Annotated in this window: 2 protein-coding genes and 1 pseudogene; all 3 read left to right on the top strand. The window is 75.5% G+C overall.

Features of this window, described 5'->3' with window-relative positions; translation table 11 throughout:
* A partial coding sequence (locus tag IO24_RS0139560; RefSeq protein ID WP_037669838.1) for a type I polyketide synthase occupies positions 1 to 3,043 on the top strand: 3,043 nt, incomplete at its 5' end.
* 38 nt (positions 3,044 to 3,081) lie between these two features.
* A pseudogene (locus IO24_RS47870) lies at positions 3,082 to 18,104 on the top strand (type I polyketide synthase); the annotation flags it as partial.
* A 345-nt stretch (positions 18,105 to 18,449) separates the two neighbouring features.
* The coding region (locus tag IO24_RS0139550) for a beta-ketoacyl synthase N-terminal-like domain-containing protein (RefSeq protein WP_031144649.1) at positions 18,450 to 19,380 on the top strand (931 nt) is incomplete at its 3' end.

Genomic DNA, 19,380 nt, shown 5'->3' with positions numbered 1-19,380 from the left:
GGGCCAGGACAGTGTCGACGCAGTGTTCGTGCCCGCCCTCCGCGCGGACCGCCCGGAGGCGCACACGCTGACATCCGCCGTCGCCCAGGCCCACGTCCGCGGAGCCACCGTCGACTGGCCGGCGTTCTTCGCCGGCCGCGGCGCCAGGACGGTCGACCTGCCCACCTACGCCTTCCAGCGTGAGCGCTACTGGCTGGGCGGTGGCCGGTCCGCGGCGGACGTGGAACTCGCCGGTCTGGGGACGGCGGACCACCCGCTGCTGGGTGCGGCGGTGGAACTGCCGGACACAGGAGGGCTGTTGTTCACCGGCCGACTGTCGCTCCAGACGCATCCGTGGCTCGCTGACCACGCGGTGATGGGTTCGGTGCTGCTGCCGGGCACGGCGTTCGTCGAGCTGGCCGTGCGGGCGGCCGACGCCTGCGGTTGTGACGAGGTCGCGGAACTGACCCTCCAGGCGCCGCTGATCCTGCCGGAGAGGGGCGGCGTACGGTTCCAGCTGCTGGTGAGCGGGCCGGGCGAGGACGGGCGGCGCGAGTTCAGCGTGCACGCGACGCCGGAGAAGGCGACGGACGAGCAGGTGTGGACCCGGCACGCGACCGGCGTGCTGGTCCCCGTCACCGGCAGCACGGTCCCGCCCGCCGAGCTGTCCGTGTGGCCTCCGGCGGGGGCGACACCGCTGCCGGTCGACACGTTCTACGACCGTGCCGCGCGAGCCGGATTCGGATACGGGCCGGCGTTCCAGGGGCTGCGGTCCGCCTGGCGACACGGCGACGAGCTGTTCGCGGAGATCGAGCCGGCGGACGGCACCGCGCCCGGTGCGGAGGCGTTCGCACTGCATCCGGCGCTGCTGGACGCGGCCCTGCACACGCTCGGGCTGCCCGCGGACGACGCGGCCGGCGCGCGGCTGCCGTACGCCTGGTCCGGGGTCCGGCTGCACTCCGCCGGCGCCGGCGCCCTGAGGGTACGACTGTCGGCCGCGGAGAACGACGCGGTGACACTGGACGTCGCCGACCGGAACGGGCTTCCGGTGGCGAGCGTGGCGTCGCTGACGCTGCGCCCGGTGACCGAGGAGCAGCTCAGGGCGGCCCGGGGCGGCCACCGGGACGCGCTGTTCCGGCTCGACTGGACCGCGGCCCCCGTGAGCACGGCACGGCCGGCCACGTGCGCCGTGGTGGGCCCGGACGGCCTGGGGCTCGCCGACCGGCTGCGGGCGGGCGGCGTCGCCGTGTCCGTCCACCCGGAGAGTCCGCCGGACGCCCTCGGGGAGGGGGCCGGGCCGGTGTTCCTCGACTGCTCGGGCCCGGGGGGCCGGCAGTTGCCGGACACCCCGGGCGCGGTCGCCGCGGCCACCGGCACCGCGCTGGCCGCCGTACAGCGTTGGCTGGCCGACGAGCGGACGGCCGGGGCGCGGCTGGTGCTGGTGACGCGGGGCGCGGTGGGCACGGGGGCGCCGGGCGAGCGGGCGCCGGACCCGGTGCAGGCGGCGGTCTGGGGGCTGGTGCGCTCCGCGCAGTCGGAGCAGCCGGACCGGTTCGTGCTGCTGGACATCGACGAGGACGAGGCTTCCTGGCGGCAGCTGACGGCCTGTGCCGTCAGCGGTGAGCCGCAGGTCGCGCTGCGTGCCGGACACGCGTATGTGCCGCGCCTGGAGCGTATGACCGCTGCGGAGCCGGGCGGACGGGTCTGGGACGGAGCCGGAACCGTGCTGGTCACCGGCGGGACCGGGGCGCTGGGGAAGCTGGTGGCCCGGCATCTGGTGGCCGAACACGGCGTACGCCACCTGCTGTTGGCCAGTCGGCGGGGTGAGACCGCGCCCGGTGCGGCGGAGTTGGTGGCCGAACTCGCCGCCGCCGGTGCGTCGGTGCGGGTGGCCGCGGTGGACACCGCCGACCGGGACGTCCTGGCGCGCCTCCTCGCGGAGATCCCCGCCGAGCACCCGCTGACCGCGGTGGTGCACACCGCGGGCGTGCTGGACGACGGCGTGGTGTCCGCGCTGACGCCGGAGCGGCTTGCCGGGGTGATACGGCCCAAGGCGGACGGAGCATGGCATCTGCACGAGCTGACCCGTGACCTGGACCTGTCGGCGTTCGTCCTGTTCTCCTCCTCCGCCGGGGTCTTCGGCGGCGCGGGCCAGGCCGGATACGCCGCGGCCAACTCCTTCCTGGACGCGCTCGCCCACCACCGGCGCCACCAGGGCCTGCCCGCGACCTCGCTGGCCTGGGGGCTGTGGGAGCAGGACGACACCGGCATGGCCGGCGGCCTGGCCGAGGCCGACCTGGCGCGGATCCGACGGCTGGGCATGTCCCCGCTGTCCGCGGCGGAGGGCCTAACCCTGTTCGACCTCGCGCACGCCGCCGACGAGCCCGTGCCCGTACCGGCCCGGCTGGACCTGACCGGGATGCGCAACCAGGTTGCCCGGGGCGGCGCCGTACCGGCCCTGCTGCGGAACCTGCTGCCCGCGCCGACCCCGCCGGCCACGCAGGAGGGTGCGGCGACGCCGAGTGGACTCGGCGAGCAGCTGGCCGGGCTGTCGGAGAGCGAGCAGGAGCGCACCGTGCTCCAGTGGGTGCGCAAGGAGACCGAGGCGGTCCTCGGCCACCGCGCCCCCGGCGCCTTCGACCCCGAGCGCGGCTTCATGGAGTCCGGCTTCGACTCGCTGACCGCGGTGGAACTGCGCACCCGGCTCGCCTCCCTCACCGGTCTCCGACTGCCCGCCACGCTGCTCTTCGACTATCCGGCACCGCTCGGCCTGGCCCGCCACCTGCGGGCCCTGGTGGCGCCGGCCCCGGCCGACGCGCCGTCGGTCGACGCGGAACTCGACCGGATCGAAGCGGCCCTCGCCGGGCTCGCCGACGACCAGGACCAGCGCGACCGGGTCGCCCTGCGCCTGGAGAGCCTGCTGTCCAGGCTGGGCGGCGGCCGCAGCGCCGCGCAGCCCGACCCCGGGCCGGCGGCCGGTGCCGTCAGCGTCGCCGACCGGCTCGAATCGGCGACCGACGACGAACTCTTCGACTTCGTCGACAAAGACCTCGGCCTCTCATGAGTCGCCAGGTGAACGAAACCCCACGCCTTCCGCACGCCATGAGGAGCCAACGTCAAGTGGAGAATGAGCAGAAGCTTCGGGACTACCTCAAGCGAGCCGTCGCCGACCTGCACGAGACGCGACAGCGGCTGCGCGAGGCCGAGTCCCACGAGCCGGAGCTCATCGCGATCGTGGGAATGAGCTGCCGGTTCCCCGGCGGCGTGCGGTCCCCGGAGGACCTGTGGCGGCTGGTCGCCTCCGGCACGGACGCCGTCTCCGGCTTCCCGGACGACCGCGACTGGGACCTGGACGGACTGTTCGACCCCGACCCGGACCACCCCGGCACCTCCTACGTCCGCGAGGGCGGCTTCCTCCACGACGCCGCCCGCTTCGACGCCGCGTTCTTCGGCATCTCGCCGCGCGAGGCGGTGGCCATGGACCCGCAGCAGCGGCTGCTGCTGGAGAGCTCCTGGGAGGCGTTCGAACACGCCGGCATCGACCCGAGGGCCGCGCGCGGCAGCCGCACCGGGGTCTTCGCCGGCGTCATGTACCACGACTACCTCGCCCGGCTGCACGACATCCCCGAGGAGTTCGAGGGCTACCTCAGCCAGGGCAGTGCGGGCAGCATCGCCTCCGGCCGCGTCGCCTACACGCTCGGCCTGGAAGGACCGGCCGTCACCGTCGACACCGCCTGCTCCTCGTCCCTGGTGACCCTGCACCTGGCAGCCCAGGCGCTGCGCGAGGGCGAGTGCTCCCTCGCCCTGGCCGGCGGCGTCACCGTGATGTCCTCGCCGAGCACCTTCCTGGAGTTCTCCCGGCAGCGCGGACTGGCGCCCGACGGGCGGTGCAAGCCGTTCGCCGCCGCGGCCGACGGCACCGGCTGGGGCGAGGGTGTCGGCATGCTCCTGCTGGAGCGGCTCTCCGACGCCCGGCGCAACGGACACCCGGTGCTCGCCGTCGTGCGCGGCAGCGCCGTCAACCAGGACGGCGCCAGCAGCAGGCTCACCGCCCCCAACGGGCCCGCCCAGCAGCGGGTCATCCAGCAGGCGCTGAGCAGCGCCCGGCTCACCCCGGCCGACGTGGACGCCGTCGAGGCGCACGGCACGGGAACGACACTGGGCGACCCGATCGAGGCGCAGGCCCTGCTCGCCACCTACGGCGGGCAGCGGCGGGACGGGCAGCCGCTGTGGCTGGGCTCCGTCAAGTCCAACATCGGGCACACCCAGGCGGCCGCCGGTGTCGCCGGCGTCATCAAGATGGTGCTGGCGATGCGGCGCGGCGTGCTGCCGCGCACCCTGCACGTGGACGAACCCACCCCCCAGGTGGACTGGACGGCCGGCGCCGTCGAACTCCTCACCGAGAACACGCCCTGGCCCCGCACCGGCGCCCCGCGCCGCGCCGCCGTGTCCTCCTTCGGCGTCAGCGGCACCAACGCCCACGTGATCCTGGAACAGCCGGAGCCCGCCGAGGACGCCGCTCCCGAGAGCCACGAGGACGGTGCGCTGCCCTGGAGCCTGTCCGCCCGCACCCCGGCCGCCCTGGCCGGCCAGGCCGCCCGGCTCGCGGCACACCTGCGGGACCACCCGGCGCTGCGCCCGGCCGACGTCGGCCACTCCCTCGCCACCACCCGTGCCCTGTTCGAGCATCGCGCGGTCGTCGTCGGCACCGACCGCGAAGGGCTGCTCGCCGGACTCGACGGCCTCGCCGCGGGCACCGAGGCGGCCGGGGTGGTGCGCGGTGCGGCCACAGGCGCCGAGGACATCGTCTTCGTCTTCCCCGGGCAGGGCTCCCAGTGGGCCGGCATGGCCGTCGAACTGCTCGACACCTCCGACGTGTTCGCGGCCCGGATGCGCGAGTGCGCGGCCGCCCTGGAGCCCTTCACCGACTGGTCGCCGCTCGACGTCGTGCGCGGCGTGCCCGGCGCACCGTCCCTGGACCGGGTCGACGTGGTCCAGCCGGTGCTGTTCACGGTGATGGTGTCCCTGGCCGCCCTCTGGGAGGCCCACGGCGTCAGGCCCACCGCGGTGGTCGGCCACTCCCAGGGCGAGATCGCCGCCGCCGTGGTGGCCGGCGCGCTCAGCCTGGAGGACGCCGCCCGGGTGGTCGCCCTGCGCAGCCGGGCGCTGACCGAACTCTCCGGCAAGGGCGGCATGGTCTCCGTGGCGCTGCCCGTCGCCGAACTGGAACAGCGGCTCACCCGCTGGGCGGACCGGCTGTCCGTCGCCGCGATCAACGGCCCCGCCTCCGTCGTGGTCTCCGGCGACGTCCAGGCCCTGGACGAACTGCTCGCCGACTGCGCGGCCCAGGAGATCCGGGCCCGCCGCGTCTCCGTCGACTACGCCTCCCACTCCGCCCACGTGGAGGCCATCGAGGAGCGGCTGCTCGCGGCCCTGGCGCCGATCGCGCCGCGCACCGGCGAGGTGACGCTGTGCTCCACGGTGACCGGCGGACCCGTCGACACCGCCGGACTGGACGCCGCCTACTGGTATCGCAACCTGCGCCGGACGGTCCGCTTCGAGGAAGCGGTACGCACCCTGTCGCAGCGCCGCCGCGCCGTGTTCATCGAGGTGAGCCCGCACCCCGTGCTGGCCATGGGGATGCAGGAAGTGCTGTCCGGCATCGACGGCGCGGCCTTCGCCCTGGGCACCCTGCGCCGCGGCGAGGGCGGCCTCGAACGCTTCCTCGTCTCCCTCGCGGAGGCCCACACCCAGGGCGTCGGCGTCGACTGGCGGCCCGTGTTCGCCGGCCGTGACCCGCGGCGGGTGGACCTGCCCACCTACGCCTTCCAGGGGGAGCACTTCTGGCTCCGGGGGTCCGGCCGGCCGGGCGACACCGCCGCCCTCGGCCTCGGCTCGGCCGACCACCCCCTGCTGGGCGCGGCGGTCACCCTGGCCGACGGCAACGGCTTCCTGCTGACCGGACGGCTGTCGCTGTCCTCCCACCCCTGGCTCGCCGACCACGCGGTCGCGGGCACCGTCCTGCTGCCCGGAACCGCCTTCGTGGAACTCGCGGTCAACGCGGGCGACCAGGTCGGCTGCGGCCGGGTGGCGGAACTGACGCTGCACGCCCCGCTGCCCCTCACCGCATCCGCCCCGGTCGACCTCCAGCTGCTGGTCGGCGCGCCCGACGCGGACGGACACCGCCGGCTGACCGTGCACGCCCGCCCCGCGGGCGCCGCCGCCGACGAGCCGTGGACCCTGCACGCGGACGGCGTCCTCGCCGACAGCGCGGCACCGGTCCCGGACGGCCCGACCGCCTGGCCCCCGGCGGGCGCGCGGCAGATACCCCTCGAGGACCTGTACCCGCGCCTGGCCGCAGCCGGCCTGGAGTACGGCCCGCTCTTCCAGGGCCTGCGCGACGTCTGGCGGGACGGTGACGGCCTGGCCGCCACCGTGGCACTGCCCGAGCGCACCGAAACCGACGCCGGGCGCTACGGGCTGCACCCCGCCCTCCTGGACGCAGCCCTGCACGCCATCGGCGCCGCCGGCCTCCTGCCGGACCACGATGACTCCGCCGGGGTGCGGCTGCCGTTCTCCTGGTCGGGCGTGAGCCTGCACGCCGGCGGGGCGTCGGCGCTGCGGGTACGGCTGACCCGGCTCGGCGCGGACACCGTCTCGCTCACGGCCACCGACGTCACCGGCGCGCCCGTCGTCGCGGTGGAGTCGCTGACGCTGCGCCCGGTGGCGCCGGAGGCGCTGGGGGCGGCACAGGACCCGCTGCGGGCCTCCATGTTCCGTGTGGAGTGGACACCGGCCCTGCCCCCGTCCCGTGAGCGGGAGGCCGCGTCGTACGCGGTGCTGGACGACCGCCTCGGGCTGACGGAGCAACTGGGCGTCCCCGCACGGTCGTACGACGGTACGAGCGCCGCCGGCCCCGCTCCGGACGTGGTGCTCGCGCCGGTGCCGGACCACGGCACGGGCGCCGACGCCGTCCACCGGGCCGCACAGTGGGCCCTAGCCCTGCTGCGGTCCTGGACCGAGGACGAGCGAACGGCGGCGTCACGGCTGGTCATCGTGACCCGCGGCGCGGTGAACGCCGAGCCCGGGGACACCGTGCCGGATCCGGCGGCCGCCGCCGTGCGGGGCCTGGTGCGCTCCGCACAGACCGAGCACCCGGACCGGTTCGTTCTGCTGGACCTCGACGAGCACGCCGCGTCGCCCGGCGCGGTCCCGGCCGCGATCGCCACCGGGGAGCCGCAACTCGCCGTACGCGCGGGCACCGCCCTCGCGGCCCGCCTCACCCGCGCCACCGCACCGGCCCACGCCACCGCCCGCCGCGCCGGGGGCGGCGGAACTGGTGGCCGAACTGACCGGTCTGGGCGCCTTCGTGCGGGTCGCCGCCGTGGACGTGGCGGACCGGGAGGCGCTGGCCGAGGTGCTGGCCGGAATACCGGCCGAGCAGCCGCTGACCGGCGTGGTGCACACCGCGGGCGTCCTCGACGACGGCGTGCTGTCCTCCCTCACCCCCGAGCGGCTGACCGGCGTCCTGCGTCCCAAGACGGACGGGGCCTGGCATCTGCACGAGCTGACCCGCGACCTGGACCTGTCGGCGTTCGTGCTGTTCTCCTCCGCCGCGGGCCTGCTGGGCGCCGCCGGTCAGGGGGGCTACGCCGCCGCGAACGCCGCCCTGGACGCGCTCGCCGAGCACCGCCGGGCCGCCGGACTGCCGGCCCGGTCGCTGGCCTGGGGCCTGTGGGACGAAGACGGCTCCGACATGGCCGGCCGCCTCGACGACGCCGGCCTCGCCCGTATCCGGCGCCGGGGCATGGCCCCGCTCACCGCCGCCGAGGGCATGGCTCTGTTCGACCTGGCCGGCGCAGGGGGCGACGACCCCGTCCTCGCGCCGATGCACCTGGACCCGGCCCGGCTGCCCGCCGACGGGGAACCGCCGCACCTGCTGCGCGCACTGCTGCCCCGCCCGGCCCGTCCCACCTCGGCCCGCGCAGCCCAGGCGGACGGCACCCTGCCGGAGGCCGTCCGGCGGCTGGCCGGACTGTCCCCGGCCGAACGCACCCGCGCCCTGGAGGATGTGGTCCACAGCCATGTGGCGGCGGTCCTCGGCCACGTCTCTCCGGCGACGATCGAGCCGGACCAAGCGTTCAAGGACCTCGGTTTCGACTCGCTGACCGCGGTGGAACTGCGCAACCGGCTCAGCACCGCCACCGGCCTGCGGCTGCCTCCCACGCTCGCCTTCGACCATCCCAGCCCGCGCAGCCTGGCCCGGCACCTGGACACCGAGCTGCTCGGCACCGCCGAGGAGACCACAGCACCGGTTTCCGCGACGGGCTCCGACGAGCCGATCGCCATCGTGAGCATGGCCTGCCGCTTCCCCGGCGGCGTGCGGTCTCCGGAGGACCTGTGGCAGCTGGTCGCGGCCGGCGCGGAGGGCATCGGCGCGTTCCCCGCCGACCGAGGCTGGGACCTGGAGCGGCTGCTGCGCGACGCCGACCCCGACAAGCCCGGCACCTCCTCCACCTCCGAGGGCGGATTCCTCTACGACGCCGGTGACTTCGACCCCGCGCTGTTCGGCATCTCCCCGCGCGAGGCGGGCATCATGGACCCGCAGCAGCGCCTCCTCCTGGAGACCTCCTGGGAGGCCTTCGAACGCGCCGGCATCGACACGGCCACCCTGAAGGGCAGCCGGACCGGCGTCTTCGCCGGCGTCATGTACCAGGGCTACGACACACAGATAGCCGCCGCCGTCGACGGCGACGAGGGCTATCTCGGCACCGGCAACTCGATCAGCGCGGCCTCCGGCCGGGTCTCCTACACCTTCGGCCTGGAGGGCCCGGCGGTGACCGTCGACACGGCCTGCTCCTCCTCCCTGGTGGCCCTGCATCTGGCCGCCCAGGCGCTGCGGCAGGGCGAGTGCGAAATGGCGCTGGCCGGCGGTGTCACCGTGATGGCCACCCCCGTCACCTTCGTGGAGTTCTCCCGTCAGCGCGGCCTCGCCGCCGACGGACGCGTCAAGGCGTTCGCGGACGGCGCCGACGGCACCGGCCTCGCGGAGGGAGTGGGCCTGCTGCTCCTGGAGCGGCTGTCGGACGCCCGGCGCAACGGCCACCAGGTGCTGGCCGTCGTCAAGGGCAGCGCCGTCAACCAGGACGGCGCGTCCAACGGGCTGACCGCGCCCAACGGCCCCGCGCAGCAGCGCGTCATCCGGCAAGCCCTGAGCAGCGCGCGCGTGACGCCGGCCGACGTGGACGCGGTGGAGGCGCACGGCACCGGCACCACCCTCGGCGACCCGATCGAGGCGCAGGCCCTGCTCGCGACGTACGGCCAGGACCGGCCGGCGGACCGGCCGTTGTGGCTGGGGTCCGTCAAGTCGAACATCGGGCACACCCAGGCCGCCGCCGGCGCCGCCGGGGTCATCAAGATGGTGATGGCGATGCGGCAGGGCGTGCTGCCGCCCACCCTGCACGTGGACGAGCCGACGCGGCAGGTGGACTGGTCCGCCGGGGCCGTGGAGATCCTCACCGAGGCCCGCGAGTGGCCGGACCTCGGCCGGCCGCGCCGCACGGGCGTCTCCTCCTTCGGCATCAGCGGCACCAACGCCCACCTGGTCCTGGAGCAGGCCCCCGGCGACCCGGCCCCCGTGCCCGCCGTCGCCGCGGATCCGGAAGGCCCGGCGGCGACGCTGCCGTGGCTGCTGTCGGCCCGCACCGAGACGGCGCTCGGCGCCCAGGCACGGAAACTGCACGCCCATCTGCGGACCCACCCCGACGCCCGCCCCGCCGACGTCGGCCTTTCCCTGGCGGTGACCCGCACGGCCCTGGAGCACCGGGCGGCGATCGTCGCCGACGACCGCGACGACCTGCTCGCCGGGCTCGCCGCGCTGGGCGCCGCACGCCCCGGGCCGGGTCTGCTGCGGGGCGTGGCCGGCGGTCGCGGCCGGGTGGGCTTCCTGTTCACCGGGCAGGGCGCCCAGCGCGTCGGCACGGGGCGCGAACTGTACGCCGCCTTCCCGGCGTTCGCGCAGGCACTCGACGCGGTGTGCGAGCGTTTCGAGGGGCGGCTGGACCGCCCGCTGAAGGAAGTCCTGTTCGCGGACGCGACCGCCCTCGACCAGACCCGCTACACCCAGGCGGCCCTGTTCGCGCTGGAAGTCGCCCTGTACCGGCTGCTGGAGTCCTGGGGCGTCACCCCGGACTGGCTGGTGGGCCACTCCATCGGCGAACTGTCCGCCGCCCACGTGGCGGGTGTGCTGTCCCTGGACGACGCCTGCGCGCTGGTTGCCGCCCGCGGCCGCCTGATGCAGGCGCTGCCCGCCGGCGGTGCGATGGCCGCCGTCCAGGCCACCGAGGAGGAGGTCGCCGCCGCGCTGGACGGGCGGACCGACCGGGCATCGGTCGCCGCCGTCAACGGCCCGGCCGCCACGGTCGTCTCGGGCGACGAGGACGTCGTCCTGGAGATCGCCGCCGACTTCGCCCGACAGGGCCGCAAGACCCGGCGGCTGACGGTGTCGCACGCCTTCCACTCCCCGCGCATGGAACCGATGCTGGCCGAGTTCCGCGAGGCCGCGGCGGGCCTGACGTTCCATCCGCCGCGGATCGGGCTGATGTCCGACGTGACGGGGGAGCCCGCCACGGCCGAGGAACTGTGCTCGCCCGACTACTGGGTAAGCCAGGTGCGCCGGCCGGTCCGATTCGCCGACGCGGTCCGCGCCCTGGCCGGGCAGGGCGTCACCACCCTGATCGAGCTGGGCCCCGACGGCGTGCTGTCCGCCATGGCGCAGGAGACGCTGGACGAGGACGCCCCCGCCGACCGCCCCGAGACGGTGTTCCTGCCCCTGCTGCGGGAGGGCCGCCCGGAGGCGCACACCCTGGTCACCGCGCTGTCCGGCGCGAACACCCGGGGCGTGCCCGTGGACTGGGCCCGCTTCTTCACCGGCCGGGACGCACGGCCGGTGGTACTGCCCACCTACGCCTTCCAGCACGAGCGGTACTGGCCGCAGGCCCCGGCGTCCTCCGCCCCGGAGCCCGCCGCGGACCCGGCGGACGCGGCCTTCTGGGACGCCGTCGAGCGCACCGACGTGACGGCGGTGGCCGAGGCCCTGGAGGTCGGCGAGGACCAGCGGGTCCCGCTCGGCGAGGTGCTGCCCGCCCTGTCCTCCTGGCGGCAGCGGCACCGTGCGCGCTCCACCTCGGACTCCTGGCGCTACCGCGTCGCCTGGCGGCCCACCACCGAACCGGCCGCCCCGCCGTTCACCGGACGGTGGCTGGCGATCGTCCCCGAGGCCGCGCCCGGGCCGCGGTGGACCGCCGCCGCCACGGACGCCCTGCGCGCTCACGGCGCTCACGTGGACGTCATCGAGGCGGGCGCGGGCGGCCGTACCGAACTGGCCGCACGGCTGGCCGGCCACGGCGAGCCGGTCGACGGCGTGCTCTCGCTGCTTGCCGCCGACGACGAGCGCGGTGCCCTGCGCACCGTCGAACTGATCCAGGCGCTGGGCGACGCCGGTGTGCCGGCACCCCTGTGGTGCCTGACGCACGGCGCGGTCTCCGTGAACCGCGCCGATCGCCCCGCGCACCCGGAGCAGGCACAGATCTGGGGCCTGGGCCGCGTCGCGGCGCTGGAACACCCGGACCGCTGGGGCGGCCTCGTCGACCTTCCCGAACACCTGGACGAGCGATCCGCCTCCCGTCTCACCGGCCTGCTCACCGGCGCGGGCGAGGAGAGCGAACTGGCCGTGCGGGCCACGGGCGTGTTCGTACGACGCCTGGTCCGCGAGCCCCGTCCGGCCGGGCCCGCGACGGCACCGCGCCTGTCCGGCACCGTCCTGGTCACCGGCGGCACCGGCGCGCTGGGCGCCCGGGTCGCCCGCTGGCTGGCCCGCCACGGCGCCCAACACCTGCTCCTGACCGGCCGCCGCGGCCCGGCAGCCGAGGGTGCGACCGCACTGCGCGACGAACTGACCGGACTCGGCACCGAGGTCACCATCGCGGCTTGCGACGTCGCCGCCCCCGACGCGCTCGCCGAGCTACTGGCGGCCATCCCGGCCGACCGGCCGCTGACCGCCGTCGTGCACGCGGCCGGCATCCTCGACGACGGGGTCCTCGACGGGCTCACGCCCGACCGGTTCACCGCCGTCCAGCTCGCCAAGGCCGACGGCGCCCGGAACCTGCACCGCCTGACCCGCGACCTGGACCTGTCGGCGTTCGTACTGTTCTCCTCCCTGGCCGGCGTCGTCGGCAGCGCCGGACAGGCCAACTACGCCGCCGCCAACGCCTGCCTGGACGCCCTCGCGGAGCAGCGCCGGGCCGACGGCCTGCCCGCCGTGTCCATCGCCTGGGGCGCCTGGGCGGACGCCGGGATGGCCGAGACCGAGGACACCGCCCACCGCCTCGCCCGCGGCGGCGTGACCCCCATGGACCCCGAGGCCGCGCTCGCCGCCCTGGCCCGCTGCTGGCAGCAGGACACGGCCGGCAGCGTCGTCGCGGACATCGACTGGGACCGGTTCACGGCCCACCTGGCCCACCCCCGGCAGCACACGCTCCTGTCCGACCTCCCCGAGACGCGACGGGGCGGCGGAGCGACGGCCCGGACCCCGGGCGCAGGCGCCGACGACCTCGTACGGCGGCTGCTGGCCCTGCCCGCCGACGAGCGGCCGCGTCACGTGCGGGAACTGGTCCTCGATCAGGTGGCGGCCGTCCTCGGACACCGGGCGCAGGGCGCCGTACCGGCGCGCACCGCCTTCCACGAGCTGGGCTTCGACTCGCTGAGCGCGCTCGAACTGCGCAACGCGCTGACCGCCGCCACCGGCCTGACCCTGCCCGCGACCCTGGTCTTCGACCACCCCACCCCGCGCGACCTGGCCGTCCACCTGACCGCCGAACTCCTCGGCGACGCGCAGACCGAGGAGACCGGGCCGGGCACCGCCCTGGCGCACGACGAGCCGCTGGCCATCGTGGCGATGAGCTGCCGGTTCCCCGGCGGTGCGAACTCGCCGGAGCAGCTGTGGAGACTGCTGCGCGACGGCGTCGACGCGATCGGGGGGTTCCCCGCCGAGCCCGCGTGAGGCGCTGGCGATGGACCCGCAGCAGCGGCTGCTGCTGGAGACCTCCTGGGAAGCCTTCGAACGGGCGGGCATCGACCCGACCGGCCTCCACGGCAGCCGCACCGGCGTCTACGTCGGAACCAACGGCCAGGACTACGCCTCCCTGCTGCTGAACTCCGCCGAGGACCTGGCGGGATACCTCGCCACCGGCAACTCGGCCAGCGTGGTGTCCGGACGGCTCGCCTACACCTTCGGTCTGGAAGGTCCCACCGTCACCGTCGACACTGCCTGCTCCTCCTCGCTGGTCGCCCTGCACCTGGCGGCCCAGGCACTGCGCTCGGGGGAGTGCTCCCTGGCGCTGGCCGGCGGTGTCTCCGTGATGAGCACCCCCGGGCCCTTCACCGAGTTCTCCCGCCAGCGCGGCCTGGCCCGCGACGGCCGTGTGAAGGCCTTCGCGGCCGCGGCCGACGGCACCGGCTGGGGTGAGGGTGTGGGCATGCTGCTGGTGGAGCGGCTGTCGGACGCCCGCCGCAACGGGCACCCCGTGCTGGCCGTCCTCCGCGGCAGCGCGATCAACCAGGACGGTGCGTCCAACGGGCTGACGGCGCCGAACGGCCCGTCGCAGCAGCGGGTGATCCGGCAGGCGCTGGCGAACGCCCGGCTGACGGCCGCCGACCTGGACGCCGTCGAGGCACATGGCACGGGGACGACGCTGGGCGACCCGATCGAGGCGCAGGCGCTGCTGGCGACCTATGGCCAGGACCGGTCGGACGACCGGCCGCTGTGGCTGGGATCGGTGAAGTCCAACATCGGGCACACGCAGGCCGCCGCCGGTGTCGCCGGTGTCATCAAGATGGTGATGGCGATGCGGCACGGTGAACTCCCGCGCACCCTGCACGTGGACGAGCCGTCCCCGCACGTCGACTGGTCCTCCGGCGCCGTCGCGCTGCTGACGGAGAACATGGCGTGGCCCGCGGGCGACCGGCCCCGCCGCGCCGGTGTCTCCTCCTTCGGCATGAGCGGCACCAACGCCCACGTCATCCTGGAGCAGACCCCCACGGACCCCGAGCCCGCGTCGGCCGGCACCGGCACCCGGACCGACGGCACGGTCCTGCCGTGGCCCCTGTCGGCGAAGACCCCCGACGCGCTGCGCGAGCAGGCCGCCCGGCTGCGCGCCCACCTGGACGCCCACCCGGAGGCCGACCCCGCCGACATCGGGTACGCACTGGCCACCTCCCGCGCCGCGTTCGCGCACCGGGCGGTGCTGCTGGCCGCCGACCGGGACGGCTTCCGCCGGGCCCTGACCGCCCTGGCCCAGGGCGACAGCGACCCCGCCGTCGTCGAGGGAACCGTCGCCCCCGAGGGCCGAACCGTGTTCGTGTTCCCCGGCCAGGGCTCCCAGTGGACCGGCATGGCGACGGAACTCCTCGACGCCTCCCCGGTGTTCGACGAGCGGTTCGCCGCCTGCGCCCGCGCCCTCGAGGCATACGTCGACTGGTCGCCGTACGACGTGCTGCGCGGCGCGCCCGGCGCGCCTGCGCTGGAGCGGGTGGACGTCGTGCAGCCGCTCCTGTTCGCCGTCATGGTCTCGCTGGCCGAGCTGTGGCGGGCCCATGGCGTACAGCCCGACGCCGTCGTCGGCCACTCCCAGGGCGAGATCGCCGCCGCCTGCGTCGCGGGCGCCCTGTCCCTGCCGGACGCGGCCCGTGTCGTGGCGCTGCGCAGCAAGGCACTCGGCGCGCTCACCGGCCGCGGCGGCATGGTCTCCGTCGCCCTGCCGCTGGACGAGCTGACCGCACGCCTGGAGCCGTTCGGTGACCAGCTGTCCATCGCTGCCGTCAACGGCCCCGGCTCGGTCGTCGTCTCCGGCGAACCGGACGCGCTGGACCGGCTGATGGCCGACTGCGCCGCCGAGGAGATCCGCGCCCGCCGGATCCCCGTGGACTACGCCTCCCACTCCGCCCAGGTCGAGGCCATCCGGGAGGAACTGCTCGCCGAACTGGCCCCGATCAGCCCGCGCTCCGGACAGGTGCCGTTCCTGTCGACGGTCACCGGCGACTGGCTGGACACCGAACAGCTCGACGCCGAGTACTGGTACACCAACCTGCGGCAGCCGGTGCGCCTCGACGAGGCCACCAGGCGGCTCGTGGAAGCGGACTTCGCCCTGTTCGTCGAAGCCGCCCCGCATCCCGTGCTGACGGTCGGACTCCAGGACAGCTTCGACGCGTTCGGCTGCGACGCCCGCGCGGTCGGCTCCCTGCGCCGGGACGAGGGCGGCCCCGACCGCTTCCTGCGGTCGCTGGCCGAGGCCCAGGTGCAGGGCGCCACCCCCGACTGGGACGCGGTGTTCGCGGGCCGGCCCGGCCGGAACGTCGACCTGCCGACCTACGCGTTCCGGCATCGGCGCTACTGGCCGCAGGCCGCCCCGGCCGCGCCGGGCGACGTGGCCGGTCTCGGCCTCGGCGCCACGGGCCACCCGTTGCTGGGCGCCGCCCTCGAACTGCCCGACTCCGACGGTCTGGTGTTCACGGGCCGGCTCTCCCTGGAGACGCATCCCTGGCTGGCGGACCACCTGGTGCTGGGCTCCGCGCTGCTGCCCGGCACGGCCTTCGTGGAACTGGCGCTGCGCGCCGGCCGCCAGGCGGGCTGCGAACTGGTGGAGGAACTCACCCTGGAGGCGCCGCTGGTGGTGCCCGAGCAGGGCGCCGTCGTCCTGCGGCTGACCGTGACCGCCCCGGACGAGGCCGGGCGCCGGGCCCTGACGCTGCACTCCCGGCCCGACGGAGCCGACCCCCACACCTCGTGGACCCGGCATGCCGAAGGCACCCTGCTCACCACCGCCGGGCCACCGCCCGGCACCGCGGGCGGCGTCTGGCCGCCCGCCGGGGCAGAGCCGGTGGCCGTCGACGGCTTCCACGAGCGACTGGCCGACACCGGCGTGGTCTACGGGCCCGCCTTCCAAGGCCTGCGCGCCGTCTGGCGAAGCACCCCCGTTGACCCGTCCGACCCGGCGGCCCGCGCGGAGATCCACGCCGAGGTCGAACTGCCCGCCGGCATCCGGTCCGACGGCTTCACCCTGCACCCCGTCCTGCTCGACGCGGCCCTCCAGGCGGCCGCCGCCGTCGCGCTCACCGGCGCCACGGAGAGCGAGCCGCGGGCGAGCCGCCCGTTCTCCTGGCGCGGCATCCGCGTGCACACGCCCGGCACGACCGGCCCGCTGCGGGTCACCCTCGGCACGACCGGCCCCGACACTCTGTCCGTGCGCGTGGCGGACCCCGAGGGAACCCCGGTGGCCGCAGTCGACGCGGTGATCTCCCGGCCCGTCTCCCCGGCCCAGCTCCCGGACACCGCGATCGGCGACGCGCTCTTCCGGCTCGACTGGAAGGCACTGCCCACACGCCCCGGACCAGGCACAACCCCGCACGCCCTGGCTCTCCTCGGCGAGCCCGGCCCCGCCCTTTCCGACGCCCTCCGCACGGCCGGCACCGCCCTCACCACCCACCCGGACCTGGCCGCCCTCACCGCGGCCGACGAGGCGGGCACCCCGGTTCCCCCGGTCGTCGTCGCCCGGATCCCGGCCGACCCGGCCGACGTCACCGACCCGGCCGAAGCGGCCCGCACGAGCACCCGCCGGGCCCTGGAACTGCTCCAGGCCTGGCTGTCCGACCCCCGTCTCGCCGACTCCCGGCTGGTGCTGCTGACCAGCGCCGCCGTCTCCACCGCCCCGGGCGACGACGTGCCCGGACTGGTGGGAGCGCCGGTGTGGGGCCTGGCGCGCTCGGCGCAGTCGGAGCACCCCGACCGGTTTCTGCTGATCGACACCGACGGCCACCCGGACTCCCACCGAGCCCTCCCGAGCGCCCTCGCGGCCGCCCTCGACCCGGCCCAGGACGAGACCCAGATCGCCCTGCGCGCAGGCAAGATGCTGGTGCCCAGGCTGAGCCGGGCGAACACCGCCGAAGCGGGAACCCCGGCGGCAGCCGCCACGCCCGCCTCGCTCGACCCGGACGGCACCGTCCTGATCACCGGCGCCACGGGCGGCCTCGGGAAGCTGCTCGCGCGCCACTTGGTGACCGAGCACAAGGTCCGCCACCTGGTCCTGGCCGGCCGACGCGGCCCGGCCGGCGACGGCATGCCCGAACTGGGCGCCGAACTCGGCGAACTCGGCGCCCAGGTCACCCTGGCGGCCTGCGACATCGCCGACCGCGAGGCACTCGGACGCCTGCTCACCGGCATTCCCGCCGCCCACCCGCTCACCGCCGTGATCCACACGGCCGGCGTCACCGAGGACGGCGTGATCGACACACTGACCCCGGACGGGCTGGACCGGGTGTTGCGCCCGAAGGTCGACGCGGTGCTCAACCTGCACGAACTGACCCGCGACCTGCACCCGGCCGCGTTCGTCCTCTACTCCTCCTTCTCCGGCACGCTCGGCAGCCCCGGCATGGCCAACTACGCCGCCGCCAACGCCTTCCTGGACGCCTTCGCCCGGCACCGCGCGGCCCAAGGGCTGCCCGCCACCTCCCTGGCCTGGGGCCTGTGGGCGCAGAGCGACGGCATGGGCGGACGCCTGGACGACGTGGACCGCACCCGTATGGCACGCGGCGGAGTCGCCCCGATGCCCGCCGAGTTCGGCCTGGCCCTGTTCGACACCGCCCTTCAGCGGACCGAAGCCGTACTGGTGCCGGCACTCCTCGAGCCGGGCACCCTGCGCCGCCAGGCCCAGGCCGCCGGAACCCCGATCCCCGCGGTCCTGCGCGACCTGGTCCGCGGCCCCGCCCGGCCGGTGCCCGAGCAGACCCCGGGCGGCGCCGGAACCCTCCGCGAACGCCTCGAGGCAACGCCCGAGAAGGAGCGCGAACGTCTGGTCCTGGACGTCGTACGGACCCATGTCGCCACTGTCCTCGGCCACAGCGGACCGGAGGCGGTCGGCCCCGGCCAGACCTTCAAGGAGTCCGGCTTCGACTCCCTGACCGCCGTCGAACTGCGCAACCGCCTGAACGCCGCGACCGGCCAACGGCTCCCCGCCACCCTGGTGTTCGACTTTCCGACCCCGGCCGCCGTGGCCCGCCACCTGCTCGCGGAACTCGCACCCGCGCTCGCGGCACCGGCCGTCCCCCTCCTGGAGGACATCGGGAAACTGGAGTCCGCCCTGTCCGCCCTCACCCCCGACGCACTCGCCGGGACGGATCTGGACGACGCCGCGCTGGACGGCATCACGGAACGACTGCAGTCCCTGCTCGCCACCTGGCGGGAGACCCGCGCCGAGGTGCTGGGCGACACCGCTCCACACGAACTCGACTCGGCCACGGACGACGAGATCTTCGACTACATCGACAAGAAATTCGGAAAAGGGTGACCACGCCACCGGCCTTCCCGCCCTGCCACGTGCCCGCCGTTTTCTCCGCAAGTCTGAATGGATGCTGCTCCCATGGCGAATGAAGACAAGCTTCGCGCATATCTCCGCCGAGTCACCGCCGAACTTGAGGAGGCGCACGACCGGCTGCGGGAGGCCACCGACAAGGAGCAGGAGCCGATCGCGATCGTGGCGATGAGCTGCCGCTACCCCGGAGGCGCCGGCTCCCCCGAGGACTTGTGGCGGCTCCTGGCATCCGGCACGGACGCCATCACGCCCCTGCCCGCCGACCGCGGCTGGGACCTGGAGCACCTCTACGACCCGGATCCCGACGCCACGGGCAGGTCCTACGTCCGCGGCGGCGGATTCCTGCACGAGGCCGCCGAGTTCGACGCCGCATTCTTCGGCATCTCCCCGCGCGAGGCTCTGGCCATGGATCCTCAGCAGCGCCTGCTGCTGGAGACCTCCTGGGAGACCATCGAACGCGCCGGCATCGACCCGGCCTCCCTCAAGGGCAGCAGAACCGCCGTCTTCGCCGGCATCAGCGGCCAGGACTACGCCGCCCTCTTCGGCACCGCCCCCGGCGAAGCCGAAGGCTACGTCGGCACCGGCACCTCCGGCAGCGTCCTCTCCGGCCGAGTCGCCTACACCCTGGGCCTGGAGGGCCCGGCGGTGACCGTCGACACCGCCTGCTCGTCCTCCCTCGTCGCCCTCCACCTCGCCGCCCACGCCCTGCGGAAGGGCGACTGCACCCTCGCCCTCGCGGGTGGCGTCACGGTCATGGCGACCCCCGGCGCCCTCGTCGAGTTCTCCCGCCAGCGCGGCGTCGCCGCCGACGGCCGTTCCAAGGCGTTCTCGGCGGACGCTGACGGTATGGGCATGGCCGAGGGCGTGGGCATGCTGTTGCTGGAGCGGTTGTCGGACGCCCGTCGTCACGGGCATCCGGTGCTTGCGGTGGTGCGGGGCAGTGCCGTGAACCAGGACGGTGCGTCGAACGGGCTGACGG

The organism is Streptomyces flavovariabilis (assembly GCF_000725785.1).
GTDB lineage: Bacteria > Actinomycetota > Actinomycetes > Streptomycetales > Streptomycetaceae > Streptomyces > Streptomyces hawaiiensis.
Note: the sequence above shows the minus strand (reverse complement) of the source record. Positions and strands in the feature narration are given on the sequence as shown.